The following is a 22,486-nucleotide window of genomic DNA, read 5'->3' as shown; positions in this document are numbered from 1 at the left end:
CGGCTGAGTGGGTGAGTGCTAGTGGATAAACGCCGCTGACGCTGTTGGCTTCCTGCTTAAGACGCCCATCGCCTGGCCAGCCTACGCGCACAGATGGGGGCCGTACCTCTACGGCCCCCTATTCGACCCCATCCGACCCTATTCGATAGTGGGTCGATAGTGTGTCGATAGTGTCTTTCGGTCACGTCCCGCTGGCGTCAGGCCGTTGGCCTCAGCGCCAATCTACTCCTTGCTGGCCAGCGTTTCTCCACCCGGTACCGGGATGGTCACCAGCCCGTAGGAGTGCACCTCGGCACTTCCCGGATAGGCGTCGACCACGCTAAGGCTGCCGTCCTCTGGATCGATGCCGAAGACCCAGATCTTGCCGGTGTTACCGCTGATGACGTTAACGTAGTTGCCGTCGGCGCTCAGGTCCATGTCGGCGAAGTACTCGTTGTAGTCCTCGGCCCGATAGGCCGCCTCCTCGAGCAGGGCGATGCTGCCATCTTCCGGGTCGATGCTGTAGGTCGACAGGCTGGACGTGTGGGAGTTGGTGGTCCAGGCGTAGCGTCCGTCCGCCGAGGTGGTGACCCAGCAGGCGGCCTGCTCGCCACCCCAGATGTCGGTTCCCGTCATCACATCCGCCGACACCATGGTGAGCTTGCCGTCGGGGTCGATGTCGTAGGATGACATCGAGCCGGTCTGGCCCTCGTACTCCTGCAGGAAGGGGTACTTGGCCTTGCTCTCTTCCGAGGATGGATGGAACTGATAACCCTGGGTGATATAGCGGGTCTCGGTGACCAGTAAGGTACTGTGGCCATCGGGCCGAGTGATCAGCTTGGTGCCGATGGGCAGCGCGAAGAAGCGATCTTCCGACAGGTGCGGCGACGGCAGGCTGGAGACTGGCGTCTGCGACAGCAGGCCATCGTCGTCGACCGCGTAGACGTGCACCATACCGGTAAGAAAGCCCACCACGGTGAGGTACTTGCCGTCCTCGGTAAATTCCATGCTGACCGGTGAGTCGTCCAGTGCCCGCAGTGAGTTGGCCAGCTCCGTCAGCTGGCCGTTCCCATCGATGGTGAAGCCCTTGATCACGCCGGGCTCGTCGTTGGCCCCATTGGTGCTGGCGACGTACACCAGCCCGGCATGGCCATCGATGGCCTTGGGCTTGGCCCCGCCAGCGTCAACCACGTTATTGAGGGTAAGGGTCAGGTCGTCTTGTACGTGCAGCGATGACAGGGTGCCATCGCCGATGTTGGCCACCAGCACATTGCGGTCGTCGGCGGAGCGCCAGACGCCATAGGCCGATCCCAGCGGATCAAGGCCGCCATCCATGCCGTTGCCAGCGCCACCGGTGGGGTATTCGCCGATCTTTTCCAGGGTGCCGTCATCAAACTGACGCCAGGCCACCAGCGAGTTCTGTTGCTGATGGTTGGTAGCGACGTACACGCCCCCGGTCACTTCCTTGGCCGTGGTCGGCAGGGAAACCGAGAGCAGCAGCGCTGTCATTACGACGGGTGTCTTCATAGGGGTGCCTCTTCCTCGGCCTGCTCCTGGGGCTGCCTGTCAAACTGTGCTCGACAGGCGCTTAGTTCAGGTAAATCTTAGGCAAGAATGGCGGCCATGAAGGCTTTTAACTGTCGTCAAACGAGCGTTGCTCGCGGAAGATGCGCAATTCCGTGCTACGGCTAGGCGATGTCCGAAAAGTCGGCGAGCGAAGGTTAGACAAGGCAAAAATCGGTGAAAAAGCGCAGTTTACGGAGTGTAAATGAGCATTTTGATCCTATTTTTAACGCTGTATTACCGAGCGCAGGCACTTTTCAGACGAGCCCTACGGCTCCTGGGACGACGGACGGCGGTCCCATAGCGGCGGGTCCCCTACCTGTTCCGTGACGTAGTCGACGAACAGCGCCACCTTGCGCGGTCCCAGGCGAGACGCGGCGTAAAGCAGGTGAATGGACCGCTCTTCCGGGGCCACCTCCCACTGCCATTCGTCAAGCAGCGCTACCAGGCTGCCTTCATCCAGCTCCTTGGCGATCATCCAGGATGGAAACAGCACGATGCCCTGGCCCAGTACCGCGGCGTGGCGAAGGCTCGGCGCGTCGTCACTGTGCAGCGAGCCGTCCACGTCCAGGCGCTGAAAGTCCGCCGCGCCGGGTTGGCGCCAGAACCAGCGCTGGCGGCCGTACTCACCCTGGTAGCGCAGGCAGTCGTGGTCGAGCAGGGCGGCCGGAGATGTCGGGGTGCCAGCTGTCGCGAGGTAGTCAGGAGACGCCGCCACGATATAGCGCATGGGCGCCAGCGTGCGTGCGACCAGGTTGGAGTCGGTCAGTGGGCCGACGCGAAAGGTCACGTCGGCTGCGCTGCGCACCGGATCAACGAACTGGTCGGTCAGGCGTAGTTCTGTCGTGATCTTGGGGTAGCGCCGGGAGAAGCCACGAATCAACGGCACGACCTGGCGCTCGCCAAAGGCGACCGGGGCGTTGATGGTCAGGGTGCCGGCCGGTTCATCCTTGGCCGCGGTGATGTTCTCAGTGGCGGCGTCCAGGTCGGCAAGCACAGGACGAATCGCCTCGATGTAGTGCTTGCCTGCCTCGGTCAGCTCCACCGCGCGGGTGTGACGGTGAAACAGGGCTTGCCCCAGGCTGCGCTCCAGCGTCTGAATCTGCCGTGAAATGGATGACACCGCACGATGGCTGCGGTGTGCCGCGGCGGTGAAGCCGCCAGCATCCACGACCAGTCGAAAGGTGCGCAGCGCGTTCAGGTCAACGTTGCTTCTCATGCAATAAACCTTTGCCATCATAGCGATTGTCGCAAGTGTTTATAGGTCCACAATGGGACACCGTCAATCCACAACGACGGCTATCGTCTAGGGATATCTTCATGCAGAAAGGCAACGCACTTGTTGTCGGTGCGACCGGCATCACCGGTGGCAACCTCGCCCAGTACCTCGTCGCCAGTGGCTGGACCGTCTACGGCATGTCGCGCAGTGGCACCACCACCAGCGGCGTCATCCCGGTCGCCGCTGACCTGCTCGATCCGCAGGCCACCGCCGACGCCCTGGCAGGGCTGCCGATCAGCCACGTGTTCTACTGCACCTGGACACAGCGCAGCACGGAGCGGGAAAACGTCGAGGCCAATGGCGCCATGATGAATCACCTGTTCGCCGCGCTGGACCCTGCGCGCCTCGAGCACGTGTCTCTGGTGACTGGCACCAAGCAGTACCTGGGATCCTTCGAAGCCTATGGCAGCGGCCAGGTGGAGACGCCGTTTCGCGAGTCCGCTGAGCGGGTGCCGGGTCCGAACTTCTATTACACCCTGGAAGACATCATGCTGGAGGTGGCGGAGCGCTACGGCATCCGCTGGAACGTGCACCGTCCCCATACGGTGATCGGCTACGCCTCCGGCAACCTCATGAACATGGGCACCACGCTTGCGGTGTATGCCTCGATCTGCCGGGCCACCGGTCGACCGTTCATCTTCCCGGGGTCCCAGCAGCAGTGGAACTACCTGACGGACCTGACCGATGCCCTGCTGTTGGCCCGCCAGATGGAATGGGCCGCGCTGGCGCCGGGAGCGGCCAACCAGGCCTTTAACACGGTCAATGGGGACACCTTTCGCTGGCGCCGGATGTGGCGGGAGATTGGCGAGTACTTCGGCCTCGAGGTGGGCGAATGCCCCCAGACCCCACAGCCTCTGGCCGAGCAGATGGCCGGTATCGAGGACACCTGGAAGGACATTGCCAAGCGCCATGACCTGGTCGAGGACGATGTCAGCAAGCTGGCGTCCTGGTGGCACACCGACGGCGACCTTGGCCGCACCCAGGAGTGCGTGAACGATATCAACAAGAGCCGCGAGTTTGGCTTCCACGAGCATCGCGAGACCCGGGCGGTCTTCCTCGACCTGTTCGACCGCTTGATCGCGGAGCGGGTGATTCCACCGGTGGCGTAAGCCAATATCGCTGTCGCCGCACGTTCGGGCCAGGCCATAACAGGCCTGGCCCGCTTGTGTTCCGCCCCTGGGACTGCCTATAGCCTGGCGACCGGCAGCTCGTCCCAGCGGGTGGTGTAGCGGGGGGTGCGGTGCTCGCACTTCAGTTGCCAGGCGGCGTTGTCACTGGCCTTGCCGAGGCTCAGTGCGCCGCGACCGTGCTTGCGGTTGATCGCGTCCAGAGTATCCATCAGGCGTTCATTGCGCTGGGTATCGGCGCTTTCGCTGGCGAAGATGTCATGCTGCAGGGTGGCCTTGTCCTGCAGGTCGAGGAGCATCACCCCCGCCTTCATGTACTGGTGGCCCTGGCGATGCATGCGTGCCAGCGCCTGGGTCGCGGTGGCCACTATGGCCAGGCTGTCGTCGCTGGCGGTAGGGAGTGGCACCACCAGCGACGGATGATGCTGGGGTTGGTCGGGGCGGTGGCGATTGGTACGCAGAAAGACCTGCACCGCTCGGGCAACGCTGCCCTGGCGGCGAAGCTTTTCAGCTCCGCGCGTGGCGTGGGCGCGCACGGCCTGGCGCAGCTGCTCCAGGTCCCCGGTGGGGCGCCCGAAGGAACGGCTGGTCATGATGCGCTCCCTGGGGACATCGCTGTCTTCCGGGGCCAGGCAAGACTCTCCTCGTAGCTCGCGCACGGTGCGCTCCATGACCACGCTGAAGTGGCGGCGCACGTGCTTCGGGTCTGCTTCTCGCAACTGCCAGGCCGTGTGGATGCCAAGCGTTGCCAAGCGCGCGGCACTGCGGCCGGCCACGCCCCACACCTCGGCCACCGGCAAGTGCTCCAGCCAGCGTTGGGTGTCTATGCTGTCTGCTTCCATCAGGCATACGCCATGGCCGTTGGGGTCCTTCTTGGCGCGATGGTTGGCAATCTTGGCCAGGGTGCGGCTGCTGGCAAGACCCACGCCTACCGGAATCCCGGTATGCCGCTGCACCGTGCGTCGCAATTCAACACAGTGGCCGATCAGGCGATCGCTGGCGAAGCCCTCGAAGTCCAGAAAGGACTCATCGATGCTGTAGACCTCTACCTGGGGGCAGAAGGTGTTCAGGGTCTCGACCACCCGTCGTGACATGTCCCCGTACAAGGTGTAGTTGCTCGACAGCAGGACGCATTGGCGCTTCAGGCGCTGGTCGATCTGAAAGGCGGGGATGCCCATGGGCACGCCGAGATCCTTGATTTCCTGACTGCGAGCGATGACACAGCCATCATTGTTCGACAGTACCGCCACCGGCTTGCCGCGCAGGCGCGGATCAAACACCCGCTCGCAGCTGACGTAGAAATTGTTGCAGTCGACCAGTGCGATCATGATGGCGTGCCCTGATAGGCGGAGCCGGCCTGGCGGCGGGACGTCCCTTGCGGCAGCGCATGGATGCTGTGCGTCACCACACCCCATACATCGCAGTCGTGGCCGTTCAGGGCAATCGGCGGGTAGGCCTCGTTGGCCGCCAACAGATAGGGCCGGTCGCCCAGCTTGCCCAGCTGCTTGCAGGTCAGCTCACCGTCCACGCTGGCGATCAGCACCGCGCCCTGGCGCGGCTCCAGCGACCGGTCGACGATCAGCAGGTCGCCGTCGAAGATGCCCAGTTCCTTCATCGACTCGCCCTTGGCGCGCAGATAGAAGGTCGAGCTGGGGTGGGGCACCAGGTGCGCCACCAGATCGAGCTGGCCTTCCAGATAGTCATCCGCCGGCGATGGAAAACCCGCGCGAACCTCGCCAGCCGCCAACGGCAGCGGAGCCCCCGGCGCCCGCTCATCCACCCGACCCAGCACCTCGAGATGCACCGTCATGGTTCCGCCCTCATCGGTATAGCCAAACGAGCAACAAGATTGATGTGGTGCATGGTGCCTCCCGCAACGGATGGATACTGTTCGTATGTACAGTATCAGCAGCAGAAAGCCTCCGCCAGCCAGCCAGCGCCCGGACCAAAGTTGGCTTGGTGGCCGCCTAGCGCGTCCCGGCGGGGTGGGAGGGGAGAGCGAGAGGGAAGGGCGACAGGAGAAGGTGGGAAGAGGTGGAGGTAGAAATCATCTGAACTGATGTCGAGACCGGACGTGTTGGATAAGCGACTGCTTACTTGTGGAGGTGATGGTCTGCGGGATTTTTCACGGAGTTAAGTCTGTAAAAAGGGATATAACTAAGTGCCACATCTGTTTGCCGTAAACAAACGGGATTTTAACGGTTTTTGGTGTGCCGAGATTTGCTCGACGTTTAGACAAAAGGAAGGGGGGCGAAAACTGGCGACATAGCTTGTTTCCCAGTAGTCTTCGATAGATTGTGCTGTGTTTGTGCCGGGTTAGCTGGCTAGGGGCGTGTAGTGGTTGGCTGGTAATTGGAGTACTGGGGAGCCAGGCGCATGTGGGCTGAGATACAGAGGAGAGGTGTGAGGTGACCGCTTTCGACCCAAAGCGGTCATTGCTAAATGAGCCTCATGGAGAATACTCTAAGAATACAAAGTTTAAAGTCTTTTTATGGTTAGGGTGAAACATGAAAAACGAAGAAAGGAAGCAGCTTTTGATTAAAATGGAGAAAGTAATCGGCTCAAGCTGTTTTAATGGAAATATACAAAACTGGGGGCCAAATGGCCAGTGGTTAGGTGAAGGGCGGGCATTTAGATACCCACTTAAGCTTAATAAGATAGGCTCTAGGAAAGTTGTTGATAAAGATATACCAATGAGGGATTTGATGACAGGGAGATATGCTTTTGGGGCCAATCAATTACACATCATTCAGGCTCTCGATGAAGTCCTTAACATGCTACAAAATGACTACGGCCTGAAGATAGGCGAGAAAAAGGAAGGTCTGAAGGCAGACTGCAGTCAGAAATCTGAATGTCCAATTTGTGCTAAGAAGGTTGTTGATGTAGATATGCATGTAAGTCAAAGCCATACCAAGGAATGGCACAAGTATTCTGATGATGATCAAGTCATGAAACGGCTTAAAGGTAAACTTCGCTGCTCAGGATGTGGCTCTTTTTTGAAAACTAGGAAAGGGCATGATGAAAAATGTCCGGGCACCTTGTTATAAAAGTTTTTTTCTGTCACGAGAGACATGGGTGAGTTAATGGATTTGCAGCGAACAATCCTGTTATCTGCCATATAGGTTGCTATAGCAATTTTGTTTTCTCCAACATTGCTGCAGGGGTATAAAATGTTTCAGTGTGTTAGTGCAATGAAGAAATCGGGAATGGGCTCGCACGAAACAGACAAGCTGACTTGCATACAGTATATAAATTGATGGGAATCGCTTGTTGGTGGGAAGTAAGATTAATGCTTGTTTAGATAAGTGGTTTGACTTTTCCTGATAAGGCAGCTTTCGACCCGAAGCGGTCACTCAGGAAATATTTTTCATCGAAGCTCCTTTGTTGAGTTTTTGTAAGGCGGATAGTATAAGTATATTTTTTTGGTGCCGTTGATTTTTGGAGGAATTGTGGATAGTAGAGACGGACATGGACTTTGCAGTTATGATGAACTATGCGACTTTTTGCGCGATAGAAAGTGTGAATATCTTTCCAAGTATGTTGTTGAGGATGGCGGAAGGTTTTTTTTAAATGAGAAGGAGTTTTTGCGCGTACGGCTTCCATCTGTCAAGTATCAGATAGCTTGCGTTTTTATGTTGCTGGGTGAATATTCTTTGGCGGCTGACATTCATGATTTGAAATGGACTGATTTAAGTTCTTGGGGAGATAAAGTGGGGAATGATTTGGTTAAGCATTTTATGCTGAAGTATAGTGATTGAATTCGGGAAGCTCAAAGCATGATTGACAAAAGATTCTGTCTCATCGCTGACAACGGTGATCGATTGTATCCATACAAGAAAACGCAAATTTCCACCGGGCGCTATGGCTATGCGTTGAATAAACCTGGCGAACAAGACCGTAAGGGTGCTGGGCATTACACAGCCGATCTGAATGAGGTAGTTCGGCGGGTAGTCCATGACGGATGGAGCGTGAGAGCCAAAGAAGAAAGCTCAGGAAAGAAAAGGCCACGTGAAGGATCATTTGGATTTAACAAACAGGCAATCGTTCGATATGAAATCTCGGGAGAGCTTGAAGAGCTAGTGCGGGGAGCCAAGCGTCTTCCATCGAAAGTGCATGCACCAATCACACCTGTCGAAAGGAGCAAGGCAGCCTTTGCGGAAGGTGATGAGCACGACAGCACTGAGTCAACGGTGGATGAAAAGATCTTCAGGGAAATCGCCACTCGTCGAGGGCAGCCGGAATTTCGAAAGCAACTACTGGCCGCGTTTCAGGGGAAATGTTGCGTAACAGGATCAGAGGTGAACGGTGTGTTGGAGGCAGCACACATCGTGCCGTTTTCTGAGAGGCCTGACTATAGCGTCACTAATGGACTACTGCTTCGCTCGGACATTCACACACTTTTCGATCTTGATATTTTGAGAATCACGCCTTCCGGACAGGTCGAAATTTCCCAACAGTTGAAAGGTACAGAGTACGAACAGTACGCTGGAAAAAAGGTTGTGGTTGAAATGCCGAAAAAAATGTCTGAAAACTTGCGTGAGCGCTATGAACGCTGAGTGCGGTGGGTATGCAGCTGATATCTGTTAGGCGATAAAAAGTAAATTTGAGCAATGGAAAATAGCTGGAGAGCAATCGGGGACAGACCCCATTTGCCCTCCTGCATCCGCATTCCCGGCGGGTGTGCATCCTTGCTGGCGACACCCTGATCGCCGATAGCCGCAATTCCATGGAAATGTGCGAGCGAGGTTATCCACTCCGGCCTGATCTGTAAAACGCTGACGCGAGCGTGTGGGTATATTGAAGGTTGCGGTATTTTCCTGGTCACTTGCCTGTCCAATCAATAAGGGGATGATCCCCGATTTAACTTTTGTTTGTGGTGTTTTTATGCGTCTTGTTAAAGTGTCACTGAAGGGTGTTAAGAAGTTCACAAAAAAAGAGCATGTCTTTTTTTTTGATGAAGAAGGAAAGGTGAATACGGTTAGCGGGAGGAATGGTTCAGGAAAAACTGCGGTTTTTAAAGCTGTTCAAGTTTTTCAAAAGCTGTTTTTTGCGTCTCAGCTTGATAGAGGCTCTGACGAAAACTCTGCATACTTCGAGGCGGCATTCGCAGATCTGGATAGTCTGGTTTCAGATCCTGAATATGAAATCGAAGTGGTGTTTCTTGTTGACGGTACTTTTGTGGGTGTGAAGTTGGAAGGCACCGTGCATCCTGAAATCCATTTTTCGTTTTCTGATAGCATTGAAGACGGAGTTGCTTCGCTTTTAGAGTTGTGGGATATAAACTCTCCTAAAAATCTTTTTTTGTTGATAAATGCAGGTAAGGCTTTCTCTGAGTTCGGTGTCGGGTTTGATAGTCTCGATATATCAAACAGGTTGGATCAAAGGAATTCTCTCCTTGAGTCTGTGTTTTTTCCGGAGAAGGTTTTTCAGACTATTTACAAAAAGTCGGCTCTTGATTATGTTCACTACAGATTGGATTCAAACAAAAGGTATGATTTCTTTAAAATAGCAAACGAAGTTGTTTCAAGCATATCTGATGACATCAAGGTGCATAGTTTTAGTGCTACAAAGAAACCAGGTGAGATAATAATACAGGGTAGGGCAAGCTCGAGGTCTAAGTATTATGATGTCAAGGATTTTAGTGCTGGCGAGATGTCGTTATATTTGACGCTTTTATATCTTTTTAGATATCCGAGTGTGGCTATTTTGGTTCTGGATGAACCAGAAAATCATTTGCATGAGGACTTGTTGATAAAGTTTTATGATCTTCTGAGAGAGTTGATAGATTCTGAGTCAATGAAGCGCTGGCTTGGTGGTAAGTTTCCGAAGGGGGTTTCTGGAGTAGATATGAAGGCGTTCCCTGATAGTAATCTTTCGTCTTTGTTTCTGCTAACGCATTCGAAAGCCTTGATATACAGGAATATGTTGTACGGGTGTAATTATATGCTTAGTGATGGCCTCCGGCAGATTAGTCGATCTGAAACTGAGGCTGAGCTTAGGAGTATTGGTGTTAGTTCTGTTTTCTCTAAAACTCTTTTTGTAGAAGGTGCCGGGGATGTTGAGTTATTTGCAGAGCTCATGGCATCTAAAAGTATAAGAGTTGTTCCTCTTGGCAATTGTGCCCAAGTGGAAGATATGTATAGGAAGGTTTCTAATATATATCATGACATTCATGGCGCCGCTTTTTGCTTCATGATTGATAATGATAACAAACCTCCAGAATACTTCGAGGAGTTAAGAAGGGTTAATCCAGGTTTTTATGATAAGACTTTTGTGGTGCTTGAAAGGCATGAGGTGGAGAATTATTTCATCGATAAAAATCTAGTTAAAGATGCAGTAAATCCGATTCTAACGCACTTCGGTGTCACGCCGCTTGGAGATCAAGAAATTGATGAGGTCTATCAGAGCTGTGCGGAAAGCACTAAAGAATTATCATACAAAAAATTTTATAATTTTAGGATGAAGCAGGGCCTGAATGAGATTGTTGTAAACCCGCTTTGCGGAAAGGGGGCGCATCAAGATTCGGCTGGCCTTGTCGAAAAAGTCTTTGAAAGAGATTTGAAGGCGGAGGTTAAAGGCTTGCTGGAAAAGATCGATAGGGATTTTCAGGATGAGTGGGATGCTCAGTGGGAAAGGCTGGTTGATGGCAAGGTTTTTTCTAGCAAAGTTTTTTCTGAGCTTTCTAAAATAGCTGAAGGTGTCAATAAGTCATCAATCAGGAGGAAGGTGGTAGAGTTGGCTGGTTCCGGTCAAGAATGCTATGAAATATGTAGTTTGGTGAAGAAGGTTGATTTGGTTTTTAAAGGGCAAAAGGCATAGTGAAGTTAAGTCCTCCGGAGTGTACATTGATGGTGTTCGCCTGACACATGCCCTCGTGCGCTCTCTATAGTTAAGCAGTGTTTTCTGTCGTTTGCTTGGGCTCCTTCTTCGCCCCCTTGGGGAGTCCTTTCTTGAAGACGGCATAGGGCGTCGCCTCAAACGCTACTTAACTCAGTCGTTATAGGGCAAAGTCAGTCTGCTATACTCACTTTGCCCTGCTGTTATCTATATCATCCGTTAAATCCACCATCACTAGTTATGGGTGGCAAAGGGGCGATATCTGGACCGGGGCCTCCATCACTAGAGGTTGGGCCTGGTAACTCTCCCGGCTGTTGCGCATAAACAAAAGATGACATTAAAACGAGAGCTGCGAATATAAATTTAAACATAGCGCTTTTCCTTTAGCTTGTGGGCGAGGATCGCCAATAGTCCTGAATGTTATGATTTTTCATTTTAGCCAGTCCAGATTAGCAAAGTCGTTAGCTCGCAGTCCACACGAGAAGGAGCCTTGTAACAAGGCTATCAATCACTGCTTCGCCTTCGGCTACGCTCGACAGTCAAACTGCCGTTCTTTTTGTGTATTGGCTGCGCCAATTTTCGCACAATATCAGCAGCACCTTGCCTGCCGGTTATGGCTGTAATGACCCCCTGGTTTCTGCACACCCTACGCCGCTAATGCCGGGTGTGCTCGGGGTGCCACATAGCCTAGAGACTGATGTGGCCGCTCTTCGTTGTAGTACCGGATCCAGCGGCTGATTACCGCTCGGGCCTGGCCCAGCGACTCGAACCGGTGCTGCCAGATGCATTCTTCCTTCAGGGACCGGAAGAAGCGCTCGACGAGACCGTTTTGCTCCGGGGTGTAGGGCGTCGTGAACTCCTGTGTAAGCCCGTAGGCCTTCACTGTCGCCGTATAGTGTCGACTGCTGAAAACGAGGCCGTTGTCAGAGCGTAGGGCCAGCGGTTGATGAATCCGGCCCAGTGCGCCGAATCGATGCACCAGAGCTTCTTCCAGCGCTGCTTCAGCCGTCTTGCTGCTGCCGTTGTCCGATAATCGCCAACCAAGGATCTCTCGGGTGCAACAGTCGATGATCACCGCCAGGCTGGCCCGCCGATCCTTACCGCACCACACATGGGTGAGGTCGGTGGCCCAACGCTCATTAGGCCGAGAGGCGACGGACGGCAGGCTCCGGGCACGCGGCCGGAAGCCTTGGGGTCACTTCATGGCTGCACTATAGCCTGTGCAGCTCGGGAGGGGGTCACTTCATGGCGACGTTATATGAGGGAGGTCTGAAGGGCCGCCTTTGGCCGATAGCCGTCATTACGCCGCTTAGGCGGCGTGATCGACGGTTTTTATCGTGCCGGTCCCTGAAGCAATATCAGTCGACCTTGCACTGTAGCTCTAGTCGATTGAATTTTGTAACGCCCTATAGCCGTAGACAGAGTTGACTCATTCGGGGGCCTAGGGGCGAATACAGTGTGAGGACTGATAAGCACTGGTAACTTTCACCATCTCCAGCGTCAACATCGCTCAAGCGGTCTGTGCAAATATAGTTGGGGGATATTCACAGAGGGCGACGTAGGCAGTGCAGGGGGCAGCGGCTACGGGGCATATCTCGCTCACCATATGCGCTTGCGTCGCTCTAACTGCACCCGTTTCATCTACGCCCCCTCACTCATACCTTTCCTGCCAGCGTTTGATGGCGATGCGGCCTTTCAACAGTTCCAGCATATCGACCAGTACCTGTTCGGTGATCTGCTCGGTTTCCGGGTCGGTGCGCAGCCAGGCGTCGAGGCCGCTTTCGGCCATATGTTCGACGAGGGTCGAGAACTGCGGGGAGCGCAGGCCGGCGAGGGCTTCGTCGACGATATGGCAGGCGAGGTCGGACAGGGAGGTTTCCAGGCCCTGGGTCAGCTGGCTGCCCATGGGCAGGCGTTTGAGGCGCTGCAGCTCTGGGGTCTCTGCCAGGGTGCGGGCCACCAGTCCGCGCACGTAGGCCAGGGTTTCGAAGCGGTTTCGGTAGGCGATATCGCCCACCATGTTCTCCAGGCGCTGGCTGATTTCCCGTACCAGCGCCTCCTTGCGAGGCGTGATGATCTTGTCGATGGCGGGTGAGGCCAGGCCCTCGCCGTTGGTCAGCTCGCGCTGGACATTGTCGAGCAGGCGAATGGCGATACGGTCGGTCAGCTCTTCCATCAGGATGTCGACGTACTTGGCGACAACGCTGTAAACGTACCAGCGGCGCACATCGATCAGGCCGAGACGCTGGAGCCGCTGCAGCAGCGAGATGACCCGCAGCACACGCAGCAGGCGAAAGCCCCCCAGCGGAATACAACCAAGCACGTCATACCAGTGCACAAAGGGGTAGAAGAACCAGCGATGGTAGCGACGCTCGGCGATGGCGACTGCCCAGCCCAGCAGCACATCCAAGAGGAAGACCGTGACGAAGGCCAGGTCGATCGTAAAGAAATTGGCGTGGATGTAGCGGTCGTAGGCGGCGTGCAGGCCAGGGGCGATACCCTCGAAGGCGGCATTCAAGGGCGGTAGCAGGTAGAGGCTGTCGAACAGCAGCAGTCCCAGGTTGATCACTACCAGGACGATGATCGCCAGGTCCCACGCCAGGTGGGCGCGCTCCAGGATGAGTGAGCGGGTTCGCTGTGTCGACATGGGCTCTCCGGCTGCGGACGGTTTAGGCGGTGTCTGTGTGGTTCCCTGCTGGCCTACTGAAACAGCCGGCTCTGGCGCTGAATCCGGCGTTCGATGGCGCGGGCCAGTACCTGGTCGTTGGCGCTGGCCAGGGTAAAGGTCTTCTTGGCTCGCGTGACGGCGGTATAGACCAGCTCTCGTGTCAGGATAGGCGAGAGGGTGTCGGGCATCACCAGCGCGGTATGCACGAACTCGGAGCCCTGGGACTTGTGCACCGTCATGGCGAAGACCGTTTCGACCCGCTGCAGACGACTGGGCAGCACCCAGCGAATGCCGCCTTGGCCGTCACCTGCAGGAAACGCCACGCGTAAAATGGTGCCGGCTTTAGCATTGCCGAATTCCGCCGGTACCTGCAGGGCGATGCCGATATCTCCGTTCATCAGCTTCAAGGCGTAGTCGTTGCCGGTGATCAGCACCGGGCGGCCTTCGTACCAATGGGTATACAGGTCAGGCTTGTCGATCAGGCCGTGGCGCGCCAGCGCCTGTTCGATGCGCTGGTTCAGTGTCTCGACCCCGTGATGTCCGCTGCGCAGCGGTGTCAGCAGTTGGAACTGGGCGTGGGCCTTCAGAATCTCTGCTGCCCACTGGTCCCACTCGCTGCGGTCGGCCGCTGTCGCTGGGCGTTCGCGGCCACCGCTAGCGGCGTCAGGTCCTGCGTCGGTGCGCGCTTCACGGGGGCGAATGGCGTCAAGGTAGTAGCGGTAGCCCCAGGCGTTGTCGTGGCCACGGCCGTCGAGCACCAGCGTCATCAAGGCCCGTTCATCGTTACGGCGCAGACTCAGGCGCTGGGCCTCAGTAAAGGAGGGGGCATCCAGTACCGCCATGGCTTGTCGACTGTCTCCCCCATTGATGGCGCGAGCCAGCTGGCCGATGCCGCTCTGGTCATCGAAGCGGAACGAGTGACGCAACATGGCGATGGACTGATCCAGCGGGCGTCCACTACTGGCCTGTTCCGGGGGGAGGCAGAGCGCCGCCGGCAACTCGATACCGGTGGCGTCCTGCAACCACTGAGCGGTGTCCGGCTGATAGTGGCCTTCCTCCGCTCGCGCACACAGGTTGCCCAGCACGGCCCCGGCCTCGACGGAGGCCAGCTGGTCCTTGTCGCCCAGCAGGACCAGGCGCGCCCTGGGGGGCAGTGCCTCCAGGAGTGCCGCCATCATGTCGATGTCCACCATCGAGGCCTCATCCACCGCCACCATGTCCAGCGGCAGCGGATTAAGACGATGATGCCGGAAGTGACGGGTATCCGGGCGCGCCCCGAGCAGACGGTGCAGGGTCGTGACCTCGGCGGGGATCGACTCGCGGACCTGCTCGGCGTTGGGCAGGTCGAGGGATGCCAGGGCGGCGATCTGGTCGCGGATGGATTCACTCAGGCGAGCGGCGGCCTTGCCGGTGGGGGCGGCCAGGCGAATGGTCAACGGCACGCCACGTGTGGCGATGGCCTGGGCCTGCAGCAGCGCCAGCAGGCGGATGACGGTGGTGGTCTTGCCGGTGCCGGGACCGCCGGTGATGACCGAGAAGGGCGTCCGTGCGCCCAGGGCGCAGGCGAGTTTCTGGGACTGTGCCTGTTGCGCACGGGGGTCCTGTGGTGGAAACAGGCTGTCCAGTATCGGGCGCAGCTGGCTGGCCTGGGGAACAGCGTCGCTGGCGCTGCCTGTTTCTTCGCCTAGGCTGGCCTGATCCGTGCTGGGACGGGCGGGATAGGCCGCTGCCAGTCGATCAGAGATGGCATCGGCGACCCGGCGCTCGTGACGCCAGTAGCGGCGCAGATACAGGCGGTTGCCGTCCAGTACCAGCGGCGTGCTGCCGGGGCCCTGGCCCACCGCGGACCACTGCTCAAGGCGCTGGGCCCAGTCGTCGCCGATGGCGGCCAGCACCTCATCCGGTGGGACTGGCGCGGTGTCGTCGGGGTCCACCGCGATCAGCGTCTGAGGATGCCGCCTGGCTTGGTCGAGGTCCACCAGCAGATGGCCCTGTCCGGCCTGGTGGCTGACCAGCATCGCGGCGACCAGGCAGCAGGCGTCAGCGTCCGGTGCCAGCGCGGCAAGACGATGGGCCAGGGCGGCGTCGAGGTCACGAATCCAGTCGTGTTCGGCCCAGGCGAACTGCAGGCGCAACATGGCCTGGGGATCGGCCAGGGCCTCGCTGACGCTGGGGCTGTCTGAGGCGGCATCCGTGCCAGGGCGGTCATGGGTCAGCGTCTCGTTCATGCCGGAGTCTCCTCTTGGCGTTCCCCGGCCAGGCAGCGATCCAGCGCCTCGATGAAGGCCAGCGGTGGCTTGATCGCGGCAACGCCTCGTGAGGGGGCATCGATACCGCGCAGAAACACCAGCATGGCGCCGCCCACGTGCTGCTCGTAATCATAGTCCGGCAACGTCTGGCGCAGGTGCCGATGCAGCGCCACCAGGTAAAGGGCGAGCTGCATGTCGTAGCGTTTGTCGAGCATGGCGTCGCGCATGGCATCGGGGTGATAGGCAGCATCGTCGGGGCCCAGCCAGTTGGATTTCCAGTCGATGACGTAGAAGCGCCCGTCGTGTTCCGCCAGCAGGTCGATAAACCCCTTGAGCAGTCCGTTGAGGCGCTGGAAGCCGAGCTGCGGCCGTGGGGCGCCAGGGAAAAGATGGTCCCGGGCGAGTCGGTCCATCGCTGGGGTAACCGCATTGTGGGTGGCAAACCAGAAGTCGGGTTCCGCCCGGTAGCGCGATAGCTCGCACAGCGTCAGTCCGTCTGTGAGTCCAGCCGTCGCTCCAGCCGCCACTTCAGCGGTGGACGAGGTGGCACCCGGGGGTTCCATGGCCGCAGGCGACAGTGGGGTGGTCAGCCAGCGCTGCATGCCTTGGGTCAGGGCGTCGATGTGATCGTCCCAACCTCGCCGTCGGCAGCGCTGTGCCATGCGCGCCTGCAGCGTGGTGTCGCCCACGGCGGCGGCAAAACCATGTTCGGCCATGGCTTCCAGCACCCCGTGGAGGAAGGTGCCGGGCCCTGGCCCACGGGGAAAGGCATGCAGGCTACCGGGCTCGGGCTGGCGGGTGTCGGCGCGACTTACTGCCTGACGCTGGTCGCTGTCTTCTTCTTCCAGCACTTCGGCGGCAGGTGTTTCTGGTGCCGTGGCGCCCTTCTGGGCCAGTGCCGAATAGCTGGCAATCCACCAGGGTGCAAAGGCCTGGTGGGCGGCGGAAAGCGCCGGCTTGTGGGCTCGCGTCGACTGCCGGGGCACGACGTTGATGATGGGAGAAGCCACGCTTGAAGGGGCGGTTTCCAGCAGGACGTTGCTACTGTCTCCCTGCATCTGTTGCCAGCAGGCACGCAGGCTCTGTTCGTCCGGGATATTCGCGCCACCGGCCAGCAGGTGACCAAGGGCCGACTTGTGCAGGGTCGCGGCCTTGCCATTGCCGTACTTGAGGGGCGCGAGGCCGATAAAGCTGGCGTGACGGGCACGGGTCAGGGCCACATAGATAAGTCGGACTTCCTCGGACAGCCGTTCATCATCGGCCAGCTCGAAGCCTTCCTTGGCCATCTCCTTCTTGGGCGCCAGTTCCAGCACCGGGCGGTCGTCAAGGTGGTAGAGCGGGGTCCCGGTCTTGCCGCTGACTTCCTTGTAGGTGCACAGGAAGGGCAGGCATACCACCGGATACTCCAGGCCCTTGGACTTGAAGATGGTGACTACCTGGATGAGCTCGGCATCGCTTTCCAGGCGCAGAATCTGTTCGTCGTCGGCGGGCTCCTGCACATGCTCCGACAGCAGGCGGATCAAGGCGTGGTCGCCATCCAGGGTGTCACTGGCCTGCTGGGCCCATTCTGCCAGGTGCAGCAGGTTGGTCAGGCGCCGCTGGCCCTGGTCGGCATTCAGCAGGCGGGCAGGGATGCGATAGTCGTGCATCAGCTTGCGCAGTGCCGGCAGAACGCCGCGCCGCTGCCAGCGCTGGCGGTAGGCCATGAAGCGCTCTTGAACGCGCTCCCAGGCGCTTTCGTCGCGCTGCAGGTGATCCAGCTCCACCAGACTGAGCCCCAGGGTGGCGGTGGCTAGGGCGGTGCGCAGGGTGGACACGGACTCGGGGTGGGCGATGGCCTTCAGCCAGTAGAGCATGTCACGGGCTTCTGCGGTGGCGAAGACGCTGTCCCGGTCGGACAGGTAGACGCTGGCAAGGCCGCGCTGGCTGAGCGCCCGGCGAATGGCGGTGGCCTCGACCCGGTCACGCACCAGAATGGCAATGTCACTGGCGTTCAAGGGCGTCAGGCGGTCGTCGCCCGGGCGGGCGAAGCCGGCGCGGGGCTCGCCGCCCTCAGGATGGGACTGGTTGAGCCATTCGGCGATGCGGTTGGCGCAGTGATGGGCGGCCTCGCGCAGATAGCGTTCCTTGTTCAGGCAGCCGCTGTCGCTGTCGTCATCGCTGACCAGCCAGCCAGTCAGGGCCGTGGCGGGCTGGCCATCCAGCATCAGGGTTTCCTTGCGGCCGTTGGCCTTGACCGTGACAAAGGGCAGCGGATTGGTGGCCTGCCCGGTGGCGTCGGCAAAGCGAAAGGCCCCCCGCTCATGGTGCTGCTCGGCGAAGGCGAACAGCTGGTTCACCGAGTCGACGGCGGCCTGACTTGAGCGGAAGTTGGTGTCCAGGCTGTGGTGATGACCCAGGGTGGCCTGGCGGGCCGCCAGGTAGGTATAGATGTCGCCACCGCGAAAGCCGTAGATCGCCTGCTTGGGGTCCCCGATCAGGACCAGCGCACTAGGGTCGTCAGCGTCGTCGATGCTGGCGTCCTCGGTCGCCTTCGCGTTCGCCTGGTCGATGCGGTAGATGCATTCGAAGATGTGGTACTGGGCCGGATCGGTATCCTGGAATTCGTCGATCATCGCCACCGGGAATTGCTGGCGAATCCGCCGCGCCAAGGCGTCTCCGCCTTCGCCGTCGAGGGCCTCGGCAAGCCCGGTAATCATGTCGTTGAAGCCCATCAGGGCGCTGGCCTCAAGCTGCTCGCGCAGGCGCTGGCTGATCCAGCGGCTGGCATCGGCAAGAAACTGGGGGAGCAGCTCACGCTTGAGGTCATCGGCGTGCTGCTGATAGGTGCCCCACTCCTCCAGGGCGGCAAACAGGGCGATGTCCGGGACCTCTACGCCTTTCTTCACCTTCAGGCGGGAGCGTGCCAGCTTCTGCACGAACTTCGTGTCGCCGGTGGCGATGCCGCCCTGGGCCCAGTGGTCGAGCTCTTCCAGCCAGCCGGCAAAGGTCTCGTCGTTGTCCTTGCCGCGAAAGCTGTTGCCGTTGAGGCTTGGGCGCAGCGCTTGCAGAGCGTCACGCACCTCCTGCGCTTCGTCGAGGTAGCGCTGGCGCGCCTGTGCTTCCAGGCTGTCGGCCTTGGCGCGATGGTCACTGAAGGTGGTCAGGGTAGCGGTCAGGTCGGTACTGACCAGCGGCTCGCCGCAGAACATCAGCGCGGCGTCATCCCGGGCGAGCAGGTTGCGGACGTTGCTATACAACCCCTGAGGCGATGAGAACAGCTCAACCACCGAAGCCGCCAGCGGCTCGCTGAGGGGGTAGACTCGGGTGCGCCAATAGTCGTTGACGGCCTCCTGGGTCAGCTCACTCATGTCCTGAATGACTTCCTGACGAAACAGCTTGCCGCTGTCGAAGGCGTGTTCCTTCAGCATCCGCTGACACCAGCTGTGAATGGTGGAGATGGCGGCATCATCCATCCATTCGGCGGCCAGTATCAGGCGGCGGGCGCAGACCGGCCAGGCATCCGGGACGAAGTCGTTGCGCAGCTCGGCCAATAGCGGGTCGCGGCCGGCCAGGTCGTCGTCGTGGGCGGGATCAGCGCGAAAGGCCTCGGCGGCCTGTACCAGGCGCGCCCGGATGCGCTCTCGCAGCTCCTGGCTGGCGGCTTCGGTGAAGGTCACCACAAGGATGTCGGGGGGCACCAGCGGCTGTGAAAAGCCGTTGTCCGCGCGACAGTCGCTGCGCCCCGGCTGGCCATGGCCCAGTACCAGGCGCACGTAGAGCAGGGCGATGGTAAAGGTCTTGCCGGTCCCGGCACTGGCCTCGATCAACTGGCAGCCGGTAAGTGGCAGGGCCAGCGGTAGCGCCTTGGTTGACGGGGGCTGATGTGCGTCTGACACCAGGGGGCCGTCAGCGGTGGTCTTGGCTGAGCTCATGCTTTGGCCCCCTTGGCGGAGTGACGGTTGCCTTGCGTTGCGGGGGCAACCGCAAGGGGGGACTGACGCGCGCGGCTGATCCAGGTGTGCAGGTCGGCGTACAGCTCCCGGGTGGCGTCGGCAAAGTCTGGGGCGGTGACCAGTGCTTCCAGGGTAGGGAACTCCCGCAGCATCAGCGGGCTGCGTTCGGCCAGGCGCTCCCAGCGGTCTTCCCATGAGGTGCGAAGCTTGGGATCGGACGCCAGGTCAGGCGGTGGCCAGTCAGGGTCATCCGCCGCGGGATAGGCCTCGAGGGCGTTGAAGGCGATATCGGGATGGGTCGGGGTGGCATGCTGCATGGCATGCTGCCACCGCTCCATCAGCCGGTTCAGCCGCTGTTCGGCCTGGGGTCGGGTCATGCCCGGTATGGTGAGCTGGCCGCTGGGCGATACCAGGTGGGTGACGGCGCCCGGATAAAGGGTTTGCAGCGCCAGGTGAGCAGGCCAGTGGCGCAGGATCTGGCGCCAGTTGAAGTGCTCGCCCTGGTGGATCTGACTGGTCAACAGCACGATGCGGGCCACTTCGGCAGAGGCATCTGCGCTGGCCTTTTCTCCCAGTTTCTCTCCCTGTCTTTCGCCCAGTGAGAGGGGCCGGTCGGCGTGCAGCTGGGTCAGGGTGTCTTCCAGTCGCAGGGTGAGCGCCTGCGTGTCGTCATCAGCGGCCAGTCGGCTTGCATCCAGGGTAAGCCCGCTGTCGTGGCTGACCCGTGGGGCGATCTCCAGGGCATGGGGATAGCGGGCGAGCAGCGCCCGATAGGCCTCCAGGGCAGCGGGAATCCGCTCCAGCAGGCGCTGTCGAATGACCGGGCCCACCGGGGCCGGTGGATAGTGGCCGGCGCGCTGCTGGCGCAGGACCTGGCGGTCGATCAACTCGCTCAGTGAGGCGGCGTCGTCTGGCCGGTGCGCCAATTGCTGACCAATGGGCTGGACCAGGGCTTCGCGCTGCTGCCAGGCGGCCAAACCCGCAAAGCCAAAGGGCTCGTCGTCGTCATTCAGCACGTTGTCATCGCGCATGCTGGTGGACAGGCGCTGCTGAAACAGCGCTTCGACCGGGTCACGCAACAGCCCGGCCAGGTGCGACAGCTGAAGGGGGCCTTCCGGTTGCCATGGGCCCAGGCCGTTGGTCGCGGAATCTGCTCCATGCGGCCCGTGGGGGGCCGTCAAGTCGAGTGCCGACGCCAGCGAGTCAGCGGTCGCGCGAGTAGCGGCCCCAGCGGCAGTGTCCATGGTGCTGCCAGAGGCGGCGTGCAAGTCCTGCCACTCGTCGGCGTAGGTGAACAGTCGGGAATCCGCCTGGAAGTAGGCGGCGCCAAAGGGCTGCAACGGGTGCTGGGCCGTCAGTGCTTCGAGCAGGGCGTCGGCCATCTTGGCATCGTCGGCCAGGCTGCGCTGGGCGTGAGGCGGCTGATCAGGGAGGCGCCAGCCTTTGGCCAGGTGGTCGCGCAACTGGCCCACCAGTACGCTGGGGGGCTTTTCACCGTTGTCCTGTGGGCTGCGACCGCACCAGCTGATGGTCAGGCGCTCCCGTGCGGACAACAGGGCTTCCAGAAACAGGTAGCGGTCATCGTCTCGGCGTGAGCGATCTCCGGCGCGATAGTGACCGCGCATGGCCATCAGGTCGAAGTCCATGGCGGTGGCCTGGCGCGGGTAGGCGCCGTCATTCATTCCCAGCAGCACCACCTGTCGGAACGGAATGGCACGCATCGGCATCAGGGTGGCGAAGGTGATGCGTCCCATCATGAAGCTCTGGGACAGCTGCGGGTCATCGATGCGCGATAGCCAGCTTTCGCGCACCACGGCCAGGGGCAGGTCGGTGGTCACCGCTGCCGAAGTGATCTCTTCCTGCCAGGTCTCGAGGGAGGCCTGGATGCGACCCATCAGGGTCTGCTCCGCGCTGGTGCTGGGGGTCAGGGTGCGTTCGAGCATGGTCGATAGCACGCGGTCCCAGTCCGCCGCCGGACGGGGTGCGGACAGCAACTGGCGCAGCTCACTCAGGGTCATGATCAGCCGGTACAGGGGGCCGACCAGCGCCGCGTCAAGGCCGGCCACCTCGTCGTAGGGCACCACCTCGAGCCAGTCGTCGCCGCTGTCCTCGGCCTCGCCGACGGCGTAGCCCATCAGCATGCGTTCAAGACCAAAACGCCAGGTATGCAGTTCGTCGTGCTCCGGCAGTCCCAGTTCGGCCCGCTGGGCGGCGTCCAGGCCCCAGCGCACGTTGGCCTCGCGGATCCAGCGCTGCAGGGTGGGCAGGTCGCCTTCACCCAGGCCAAAGCGCTCGCGCACCGCCGGGATGTCGAGCAGGTCGAGAATCTCGCTGGCACGGAAACGCATGCGCGGAAGCGACAGCAGCGTCTCCAGGGCGACCAGCAAGGGCTCCCGATGCCGCTGCTGCTGGTCGGCGACGTGGTAGGGCAGATGACGACGTTCGCCCGGGGCGAATTGCCCAAAGACGGCGTCGATATAAGGGGCGTAGTCGTTGATGTCCGGCACCATGACCATGATGTCACGGGGCTCTAGCGTCGGGTCTGCGGCAAAGCTTGCCAGCAGCTGATCGTGCAGGACTTCAAGCTCGCGCTGGGGGCTGTGGCAGATGTGAAAGCGGATCGAGCCATCTTGCTCAGGATCCAGTTCCGGCCATGTCTGCTGGGTCTCGGATAGTGGCCGCAGGTTGAGGATGTCGTCCTGCAACTGGCCCAGTAGGTGCTCGGTAGGCGGTTCGAGAAACAGGTCGACGGCGCCATCGAGCAGGGCGCTCATGGCCTCGACATCGGTATGGTCATGTTCGCTCAGCAGCTGCAGGTAGTCGCGGCCCTGCTTGCCCCAGGCCGCCAG

At 59.7% G+C, this 22,486-nt stretch carries 14 protein-coding genes; 5 read left to right on the top strand and 9 right to left on the bottom strand.

From position 1 onward, the window contains the following. Positions 1-222: 222 nt before the first annotated feature. A complete protein-coding gene (locus KUW18_RS18820) occupies positions 223-1,506 on the bottom strand; it encodes a lactonase family protein (RefSeq protein ID WP_222562111.1) in 1,284 nt (427 codons plus the stop codon). 304 nt (positions 1,507-1,810) lie between these two features. Next, entirely contained in the window at positions 1,811-2,761 is a 951-nt protein-coding gene (locus KUW18_RS18815) for a LysR family transcriptional regulator (RefSeq protein ID WP_222562110.1), read from the bottom strand. A 101-nt stretch (positions 2,762-2,862) separates the two neighbouring features. Here KUW18_RS18815 and KUW18_RS18810 point away from each other — a divergent pair, with 101 nt between their 5' ends. After that, positions 2,863-3,930, top strand: coding sequence for an SDR family oxidoreductase (locus tag KUW18_RS18810; RefSeq protein WP_222562109.1), 1,068 nt, complete (start codon positions 2,863-2,865; stop codon positions 3,928-3,930). Between the two features lie 77 nt (positions 3,931-4,007). Here the strand turns inward: KUW18_RS18810 and KUW18_RS18805 are convergent, their stop codons facing one another. Then, positions 4,008-5,276 carry a Y-family DNA polymerase gene (locus KUW18_RS18805; RefSeq protein WP_222562108.1) on the bottom strand — a complete coding sequence of 423 codons (1,269 nt, stop codon included), beginning with the start codon at positions 5,274-5,276 and terminating at the stop codon, positions 4,008-4,010. After that, positions 5,273-5,758: a LexA family protein gene (locus KUW18_RS18800; RefSeq protein ID WP_222484571.1), complete on the bottom strand. Its 486-nt coding sequence runs from the start codon at positions 5,756-5,758 to the stop codon at positions 5,273-5,275. Before KUW18_RS18800 ends, KUW18_RS18805 begins: the two co-directional genes overlap by 4 nt. A gap of 697 nt (positions 5,759-6,455) precedes the next feature. On the opposite strand from KUW18_RS18800, the gene KUW18_RS18795 reads away from it, so the two are divergent. The 4 genes from KUW18_RS18795 to KUW18_RS18780 all read left to right on the top strand — a co-directional run bounded on the left by KUW18_RS18795 (position 6,456) and on the right by KUW18_RS18780 (position 10,767). Continuing rightward, complete coding sequence (locus tag KUW18_RS18795) at positions 6,456-6,995, top strand: hypothetical protein (RefSeq protein ID WP_222562107.1); 540 nt, start codon at positions 6,456-6,458, stop codon at positions 6,993-6,995. Between the two features lie 402 nt (positions 6,996-7,397). Then, positions 7,398-7,706: a hypothetical protein gene (locus KUW18_RS18790; protein ID WP_222562106.1), complete on the top strand. Its 309-nt coding sequence runs from the start codon at positions 7,398-7,400 to the stop codon at positions 7,704-7,706. Between the two features lie 18 nt (positions 7,707-7,724). Continuing rightward, positions 7,725-8,504, top strand: coding sequence for an HNH endonuclease (locus tag KUW18_RS18785; RefSeq protein ID WP_222562105.1), 780 nt, complete (start codon positions 7,725-7,727; stop codon positions 8,502-8,504). A gap of 232 nt (positions 8,505-8,736) precedes the next feature. Next, positions 8,737-10,767: an AAA family ATPase gene (locus tag KUW18_RS18780; RefSeq protein ID WP_222562104.1), complete on the top strand. Its 2,031-nt coding sequence runs from the start codon at positions 8,737-8,739 to the stop codon at positions 10,765-10,767. A gap of 664 nt (positions 10,768-11,431) precedes the next feature. On the opposite strand, the gene KUW18_RS18775 is transcribed toward KUW18_RS18780, so the two are convergent. From KUW18_RS18775 to recC, 5 genes are all read right to left on the bottom strand, one after another. Beyond that, on the bottom strand, positions 11,432-11,950 hold the full coding sequence (locus tag KUW18_RS18775; RefSeq protein ID WP_222562161.1) for an IS3 family transposase: 519 nt from the start codon (positions 11,948-11,950) through the stop codon (positions 11,432-11,434). 486 nt (positions 11,951-12,436) lie between these two features. Further along, positions 12,437-13,432, bottom strand: coding sequence for an ion transporter (locus KUW18_RS18770; RefSeq protein ID WP_222562103.1), 996 nt, complete (start codon positions 13,430-13,432; stop codon positions 12,437-12,439). Between the two features lie 53 nt (positions 13,433-13,485). Then, a complete protein-coding gene (gene recD, locus KUW18_RS18765; RefSeq protein ID WP_222562102.1) occupies positions 13,486-15,681 on the bottom strand; it encodes an exodeoxyribonuclease V subunit alpha in 2,196 nt (731 codons plus the stop codon). After that, positions 15,678-19,616 carry an exodeoxyribonuclease V subunit beta gene (recB, locus tag KUW18_RS18760; RefSeq protein WP_222562101.1) on the bottom strand — a complete coding sequence of 1,313 codons (3,939 nt, stop codon included), beginning with the start codon at positions 19,614-19,616 and terminating at the stop codon, positions 15,678-15,680. Before recB ends, recD begins: the two co-directional genes overlap by 4 nt. Continuing rightward, a partial coding sequence (gene recC, locus KUW18_RS18755) for an exodeoxyribonuclease V subunit gamma (protein WP_222562100.1) occupies positions 19,613-22,486 on the bottom strand: 2,874 nt, incomplete at its 5' end. The genes recC and recB, both read right to left, overlap by 4 nt.

It is taken from the genome of Halomonas sp. DP5Y7-2, assembly GCF_019802025.1.
Lineage (GTDB): Bacteria > Pseudomonadota > Gammaproteobacteria > Pseudomonadales > Halomonadaceae > Halomonas > Halomonas litopenaei_A.
Note: the sequence above shows the minus strand (reverse complement) of the source record. Positions and strands in the feature narration are given on the sequence as shown.

Coding starts and splice junctions, on each gene's coding strand:
- KUW18_RS18785 (WP_222562105.1), top strand. CDS start 7,725: ATGATTGACAAAAGATTCTGTCTCATCGCTGACAACGGTGATCGATTG.
- KUW18_RS18815 (WP_222562110.1), bottom strand. CDS start 2,761: ATGAGAAGCAACGTTGACCTGAACGCGCTGCGCACCTTTCGACTGGTC.
- recB (WP_222562101.1), bottom strand. CDS start 19,616: ATGAGCTCAGCCAAGACCACCGCTGACGGCCCCCTGGTGTCAGACGCA.
- KUW18_RS18810 (WP_222562109.1), top strand. CDS start 2,863: ATGCAGAAAGGCAACGCACTTGTTGTCGGTGCGACCGGCATCACCGGT.
- KUW18_RS18800 (WP_222484571.1), bottom strand. CDS start 5,758: ATGACGGTGCATCTCGAGGTGCTGGGTCGGGTGGATGAGCGGGCGCCG.
- KUW18_RS18795 (WP_222562107.1), top strand. CDS start 6,456: ATGAAAAACGAAGAAAGGAAGCAGCTTTTGATTAAAATGGAGAAAGTA.
- KUW18_RS18805 (WP_222562108.1), bottom strand. CDS start 5,276: ATGATCGCACTGGTCGACTGCAACAATTTCTACGTCAGCTGCGAGCGG.
- KUW18_RS18820 (WP_222562111.1), bottom strand. CDS start 1,506: ATGAAGACACCCGTCGTAATGACAGCGCTGCTGCTCTCGGTTTCCCTG.
- KUW18_RS18770 (WP_222562103.1), bottom strand. CDS start 13,432: ATGTCGACACAGCGAACCCGCTCACTCATCCTGGAGCGCGCCCACCTG.
- recD (WP_222562102.1), bottom strand. CDS start 15,681: ATGAACGAGACGCTGACCCATGACCGCCCTGGCACGGATGCCGCCTCA.